The 6,807-nt window shown below is 69.3% G+C and carries 7 protein-coding genes; 2 read left to right on the forward strand and 5 right to left on the reverse strand.

Features of this window, described 5'->3' with window-relative positions; translation table 11 throughout:
- Positions 1-84: 84 nt before the first annotated feature.
- Together QSV35_RS10835 and QSV35_RS10840 are read right to left on the reverse strand one after the other, a co-directional pair.
- A complete protein-coding gene (locus QSV35_RS10835) occupies positions 85-741 on the reverse strand; it encodes a hypothetical protein (protein WP_286288754.1) in 657 nt (218 codons plus the stop codon).
- A gap of 93 nt (positions 742-834) precedes the next feature.
- Positions 835-3,183 (reverse strand): ATP-binding cassette domain-containing protein, encoded by a 2,349-nt coding sequence (locus QSV35_RS10840; RefSeq protein WP_286288756.1) that lies wholly within the window; start codon positions 3,181-3,183, stop codon positions 835-837.
- 73 nt (positions 3,184-3,256) lie between these two features.
- Between QSV35_RS10840 and QSV35_RS10845 the strand changes: the two genes are divergently transcribed.
- On the forward strand, positions 3,257-4,426 hold the full coding sequence (locus QSV35_RS10845) for an MFS transporter (RefSeq protein WP_286288757.1): 1,170 nt from the start codon (positions 3,257-3,259) through the stop codon (positions 4,424-4,426).
- 3 nt (positions 4,427-4,429) lie between these two features.
- Here the strand turns inward: QSV35_RS10845 and QSV35_RS10850 are convergent, their stop codons facing one another.
- The 3 genes from QSV35_RS10850 to QSV35_RS10860 are packed head-to-tail and all read right to left on the reverse strand — an operon-like array spanning position 4,430 to position 5,996.
- Entirely contained in the window at positions 4,430-4,681 is a 252-nt protein-coding gene (locus QSV35_RS10850; RefSeq protein WP_286288758.1) for a DUF6510 family protein, read from the reverse strand.
- Positions 4,681-5,400, reverse strand: coding sequence for an FAD-binding oxidoreductase (locus QSV35_RS10855; protein ID WP_353618976.1), 720 nt, complete (start codon positions 5,398-5,400; stop codon positions 4,681-4,683). Before QSV35_RS10855 ends, QSV35_RS10850 begins: the two co-directional genes overlap by 1 nt.
- 2 nt (positions 5,401-5,402) lie before the next feature.
- Complete coding sequence (locus QSV35_RS10860) at positions 5,403-5,996, reverse strand: sulfite oxidase-like oxidoreductase (protein ID WP_286288760.1); 594 nt, start codon at positions 5,994-5,996, stop codon at positions 5,403-5,405.
- A 178-nt stretch (positions 5,997-6,174) separates the two neighbouring features.
- Here QSV35_RS10860 and QSV35_RS10865 point away from each other — a divergent pair, with 178 nt between their 5' ends.
- A complete protein-coding gene (locus tag QSV35_RS10865; protein ID WP_286288761.1) occupies positions 6,175-6,729 on the forward strand; it encodes an HdeD family acid-resistance protein in 555 nt (184 codons plus the stop codon).
- Positions 6,730-6,807 lie beyond the last annotated feature (78 nt).

Raw genomic sequence — 6,807 nt, forward strand, 5'->3', positions numbered from 1 at the left:
GCGAGGGGACTCCGCGGAATCTCGAGTTGACATAATGTGCATTATCGGCGAATGCCTGTCACGCGGAGATGGACCAGAGCGGCGCTACTTGGTCGACTGCGGCGTCGGCGTGGGCTCTCCGGACGGGATCCACTTCCCGGACGAGCACTCGTAGAACGTCGTCGCGGCGGTGTCGATGTAGACGTCGCCGTTCGTGGTGCACGTGGCGTCCGTCGGCGCGCCGACGCCGAGCAGCACCTGTGTGCCCGGAGCTCCTGGTGCCCCGGACGCGCCGGGTGCCCCGGACGCACCCGGAGCGCCCGGAGCACCTGCCGCGCCCGTCAGGTTCTCGGCCGCCGACTGGCGGATGTTACCGGCAAGCTGCCAGCTGCCGTTGCGGAAGACATAGACGTCGGACGTCGTGATGTCGATGTAGACATCGCCTTCGTAGCCCTTGCCGGCCGCGGGTGCGCCGCTGCCTGCCCGGACGGCGGATCCGGCCGGAAGGACGCCCTTGATGATCTGCTCGACCTCGGCGGACGATTTCGGTGTCGGCGTGGGCGCGACGACGGTGACGGTCGACGCCGGCTCTGCGGTCGAGCGCGCGGCCGAGGCCCCGAGATACGCGGCGACGAACGAGAGCACGACGACGCCGACTCCGACGCCGATGAGTGCTCCGAGCCCGACGCCCGACTTCGGAGTGGGCGACGGCGGCGCAGGCTCACTCGGTACGGGCGCAGCGGGCTGTGTCGGGTCGGTCATGGTGTCTGGCTCCGATCTTCGCGCCGGGCCGCACCCGGGATGTGGCGCTCAGTGTACGCATAGGAACGAGCGCCGCGGAAGAGTCCCGACTCCTCAGGCTCCGACGTATTCGGCAAGGAACTGACCCGTGAGAGTCGATCGTGCAGCGACCAGCTCGGAAGGGGTGCCCTCGAAGACGACGCGCCCGCCGTCGTGTCCGGCGCCCGGGCCGATGTCGATGATCCAGTCTGCGTGCGCCATGACCGCCTGGTGGTGTTCGATCACGATGACGGACTTGCCGGACTCGACCAGGCGGTCGAGCAGTCCGAGCAGCTGGTCGACGTCCGCGAGGTGCAGGCCGGTCGTCGGCTCGTCGAGGATGTACACCCCGCCCTTCTCCCCCAGATGCGTCGCGAGCTTCAGTCGCTGACGCTCTCCTCCCGACAGGGTCGTCAGCGGCTGGCCGATCTGCAGATAGCCGAGCCCGACATCTGAAAGGCGCTTCAGGATCGTGTGCGCGGCCGGCGTCTTCGCCTCGCCGGCCCCGAAGTACTGCTCGGCCTCATCGACGGACATCGCGAGGACCTCGCTGATGTCCTTGCCGGCCAGCGTGTACTCGAGGACGGATGCGTCGAACCTCTTGCCGCCGCAGACCTCGCACACGGTCTCCACGGAGGCCATCGGGCCGAGGTCGGTCGTGATGAATCCCGCACCGTTGCAGTTCGGGCACGCGCCCTCCGAGTTCGCGCTGAACAGCGCGGGCTTGACTCCGTTCGCCTTGGCGAACGCCTTGCGGATGGGCTCCAGCATCCCCGTGTACGTCGCCGGATTGCTCCGTCGCGATCCCTTGATGGCGGCCTGGTCGATCGCGATCACGCCGTCGCGCCCCGCCACGGAGCCGTGGATGAGCGAACTCTTCCCGGAGCCCGCGACACCCGTCACGACCGTGAGCATGCCGAGCGGGATGTCGACATCCACCTTCTTGAGGTTGTGGGTCGATGCGCCGCGAACCTCGATCGCGCCATTCGGATCGCGCACGGCCTTCTTCAGCTGGGCGCGATCGCCGAGGTGGCGGCCCGTGACGGTGTCGCTCCCCCGGAGCTCGTCGACAGTGCCCTGGAAGCAGATCGTGCCACCGGCGGCCCCTGCGCCGGGGCCGAGGTCGACCACGTGGTCGGCGATGATGATCGCTTCGGGCTTGTGCTCGACGACGAGGACGGTGTTCCCCTTGTCGCGCAGCTGCAGGAGCAGCTCGTTCATGCGCTGGATGTCGTGCGGATGCAACCCGATCGTGGGCTCGTCGAACACGTAGGTGATGTCGGTGAGCGCTGATCCGAGGTGGCGGATCATCTTCGTGCGCTGCGCCTCTCCCCCGGACAGCGTCCCGGACGGACGATCGAGCGACAGATACCCGAGCCCGATGTCGACGAAGGAGTCGAGGTTCTCCCGCAGCGCCGTGAGCAGCGGTGCGACCGACGGCTCGTGGATCCCGCTCACCCACGCCGCGAGATCGCTGATCTGCATCGCGCACGCATCCGCGATGCTGATGCCCTTGATCTTCGACGACCGGGCACCCTCGTTCAGGCGCGTGCCGCCGCACTCCGGGCATGAAGCGAACGCGACGGCTCGCTCGACGAAGGCGCGGATATGCGGCTGCAGGGACTCGACGTCCTTCGACAGCATCGACTTCTGGATGCGCGGCACCAGGCCCTCGTACGTGACGTTGATGCCGTTGATCTTGACCTTGGCGGGTTCACGATAAAGGAAGTCGTTCAGCTCCTTCTCGGAATAGTCCTTGATCGGCTTGTCGGGGTCGAAGAACCCGGACTCCGAGAACATCCGCACCGACCACCCGCCGGCGGTGTACCCGGGGATCGTGATCGCTCCCTCGTTGAGCGACAGCGAGTCGTCGAAGAGCTGATGGATGTCGACGTCCGACACCGTCCCCATTCCCTCGCAGCGCGGGCACATGCCGCCCGTCTGGCTGAACTCGCGTCGCGTGGTCACGCCGCCGACCGTGATCGCACCCTTCCCCTGGACGGTGGGGATGTTGAACGAGAACGCCTGCGGCGAGCCGACGTGCGGCGCGCCGAGCCGGCTGAACAGGATGCGGAGCATCGCGTTCGCATCCGTCACCGTGCCGACCGTGGAGCGCGAGTTCGCACCCATCCGCTCCTGGTCGACGAGGATCGCCGTCGTGATGCCCTCGAGCACGTCGACGTCGGGCCGCGCGAGCGACGGCATGAACCCCTGTACGAACGTGCTGTACGTCTCGTTGATGAGGCGCTGCGACTCTGCGGCGATCGTGCCGAACACGAGCGAGCTCTTGCCCGACCCGGACACCCCGGTGAACACGGTGAGCCGGCGCTTCGGGATCGAGATGCTCACGTCTTTGAGGTTGTGCTCGCGGGCGCCTTCGACCCGGATGGCGTCGTGCGCGTCGGCGGTGATGTCAGCGGCCATGCCGTTCACTCTAGGGGTGGCGCCGGACACGCGCTTCTCGGATCCTGCGCACCCCGGGCCGTAGGCTTGCGGCGTGTCCTCGCGCCCGCCCGCTCGCCTCGGACCGCTGTATCTCGCCGGCTTCACGACCGCGTTCGGCGCGCACGGAGTGGCTGCGGCCCTCGGCGTCGAGACGGGCGATATCGGCCTCACGCTCCTCGGATTCGGTGTCGTGCTCGCCCTCTACGATCTCGCCGAGGTGCTCCTGAAGCCCGTCTTCGGCGCGCTGAGCGACCGCGTCGGCGTGAAGCCGGTCATCGTCGGCGGACTCGCGGCGTTCGCCGCGGCATCCCTCATCGGCGTCCTCCTCCCGTCGCCGATCTGGCTCGGGGTGGCTCGATTCGCCCAGGGGGCCGCGGCATCCGCGTTCTCCCCCGCCTCGTCGTCGGCGGTGGCGCGAGTCGCGGACCCGACCTCCACCGGGCGGTACTTCGGTCGCTACGGCTCGTGGAAGAGCCTCGGCTATGCACTCGGGCCGCTGCTGGGCGCCTTCCTCGTGTGGTGGGCCGGGATGCCAGCCCTCTTCGCCGCGCTCTCCGTGCTCGCCCTGGGCGCCACTGTGTGGGTGGCGATCGCACTCCCCCGCATCCCGGTCCTGCCGCGCAAGCGCGCGACCCTCGCCGACCTCGCGCGCGAGGTCGGCGAGCGCTCGTTCCTCGTCCCGACGCTCGTGCTCGCGGCGACCACCGGTGCCCTCGGAGTCGCCGTCGGCTTCCTGCCTCTGCTGTCGACGCACACGGGTCTCGGCCCGGTCGGCGGTATGGCGACGGTCACCGTGCTGGCACTCGCCTCGACGCTTGTTCAGCCGTGGGCGGGGCGCCGCCACGATGCCGGGCGACTCCCGGCGGGAGCGGGGACGGCGACCGGGCTCGTCGCGATCGCCGTCGGCCTGGCGGTCGCCGCGCTCGTGCCGGGACCCGTGACGCTCTACCTCGCGGCCCTGCTCATCGGCGCAGGAGTCGGGCTTGCTACCCCTCTCGCGTTCGCGCACCTCGCGGCGTCGACCCCGGCCGACCGGATGGGTCGGACGATGGGCAGCGCCGAGCTCGGACGTGAACTCGGGGATGCGGCCGGCCCGCTCATCGCCGGTGCCGTGGGCGCCGCCACCACCGCGAGTCTCGGCATCGGAGTGGTCGCGATCGGCGTCGCCGCGTCCGGTGCGGTCGCCGCGTCGGCTCTCCATGGCGCCTCTGCGAAAGAGTGACGCTCAGCCGCGACGCAGCTCACCGAGCGTGCCGAACACGATCCGGACGCCCTCCGGAGCGCGCAGCACGGTCAGCAGAGTGTGCGTGCAGCTGCGGCATCGCATGATCGCCGCCACGTCGTCCAGCTCGACGACTGCCTCCGCGATGTAGGCGACGGCGCCGCACCCGGCGCACGTTCCGATCAGCGTCGTCGCATCGCCGTCGATGACCTCGGACAGCATTCCAGCGGCGGCGTTGCCGTCGACGATCCTCATCACGATCCTCCGAATCGCTCGGTGCGCACACGCTGCGGATCATGGCCGAGTCGCACGAGCGCATCCGCCACATGCTCGACGAAGCCGGTTGGACCGCACACGTACACGACGGGCTGCTCCGTCGCCGGCCAGACAGCCGCGCGCAGAGATTCGTCGTCCACCCGGCCAAGGCGTCCAGGCCATCCCGCGGGGGCCGCTCGGGTGTACGCCCACGTGACCGGCACTCCCCCGTCGTTCGCCGACCGCGCGAGCTCCTCGCGATATATCGCATCGGTGGGAGAACGGACGGAATAGAGCAGACGAGCGGATGCCGCGGCTCCGGCGTGCCGCGCCGCTCTGGCGATCGCGACGAGCGGCACGATGCCGGATCCGCCCGCGATGAGCTGCACCGGCCCGGCATCGGCGCTGTGCCACACGAAATAGCCGCCGAGCGGCCCCTTGACCTCCAGTTCGTCGCCCGGCAGCACGTCGCGGACCAGGTACGGGGACACCTCGCCGTCCGGGATCTCGTCCACCGCGATCTCCAGTGCGGATGCCGAGCCGTACGATGCGAGCGAATACGACCGCACCGCCTGGTAGCCGTCCTCGGCGGTGAGCCGGACATCGATGTGCTGACCCGCGGCGCTGCCGGGCCAGCCCGGCACGTCGAGGCGCAGCACGCGCGCAGAAGGACTGGCCTCCGCCACGGCGAGGACCCGCGCAGGACGCCAATCGGTCATGCTCACCAATAGCGCTCCTCAGTCCACGGGTCGCCGTGCATGCTGTACCCGTTCTGCTCCCAGAACCCCGGGGCGTCCTGGTCCATCAGCGTGAGACCGTGCACCCACTTCGCGCTCTTCCAGAAGTAGAGGTGCGGCACGAGCAGACGTGCAGGTCCCCCGTGCTCCGGATCGAGGGGCGCGCCGTCGAACTCGAACGCGACCCACGCGCGGCCGCCACGGAGCTCCGCGAGCGGGATGTTCGTGGTGTACCCGCCGTACGAGTGCGCCGTCGCGTACGACGCCGTCGTGTCGATGCCGGCGAGCAGCGTGTCGATCGACACCCCGCGCCAGGAGGTGCCGAGCTTCGACCAACGGGTCACGCAATGGATGTCGGTGCGGACGTCCTCGATCTCCAGCGCGATCAGCTCGTCCCAGGACCAGGCGGCGAGCGTGTCCGTCCCGCTCTGGATCTCGAATGTCCATGTCGCAAGATCGATGCGCGGGGTCGGCCCGGCCGACAGCACCGGAAAGTCCTCGGTCAGATACTGCCCGGGCGGAAGCTGCGGATCGCTCGCCCTGCGACGGGCGCCGAATCCTCGCGAGACGATGGCCATGCGAGCCCCCTTCAGGCGGCGATGCCGCGCAGGCTCACGGTAGCGCGCCCCCGCGGGACGCGCGAGGCCCAGCACGATCGGTTCGCGACACGCGCGGTCACACGGAATGGATGCCGCGGAACGTCGCTACAGTGATGCATGTCCTATGTTCAGGAATCTCCCAGGAAGGGAGCCCCTCATGTCCGATCTCACTTCGGATGAGAAGGCAGCTGTCAACGGCCTGCGCACCGCGCTCGGCATCGGCGGCGTCCTCGCCATCCTCCTCGGCCTCGCCATCCTCATCTGGCCGGCCAAGTCCGCAGCAGTCGTCACGATCCTGATCGCGATCTACGCGATCGCAGGCGGCCTCGTGTATGCCGGTCTCGGCATCTTCTCGAAGGGCATGAAGGTGTGGCCGCGCATCGGTCACATCGTGCTCGGCCTCGTGTTCATCGTCGCCGGCGTCATCGCCTTCGCGAACCTCGCGGAGACGACGGCATGGCTGCTCGTCTTCGTCGGCATCCTGATCGGTGTCCTGTGGATCGTCGAGGGCGTCGTGGCGCTCACGACCCTCCGCGACGCCGCCTCGAAGGGCTGGACGGTGTTCTTCGCGATCATCAGCATCATCGCGGGCATCTTCCTGATCTTCTCGCCGGCGTTCGGTGCCGCGGTGCTCTGGTGGATCGTCGGAATCGCGGCGGTCGTCCTCGGTGTCGTCCAGCTGGTTCGCGCGTTCACGTTCAAGGGCGCCTGAGCCGACAGCACGCAGAAGGGGGCCCCGGGGGGGCGCCCCCCGCCCCCCGCGCGGTTTGCGCGCACACGGCCGCGGGCC

This window comes from Microbacterium candidum (assembly GCF_030315975.1).
Taxonomy (GTDB): Bacteria; Actinomycetota; Actinomycetes; order Actinomycetales; family Microbacteriaceae; genus Microbacterium; species Microbacterium candidum.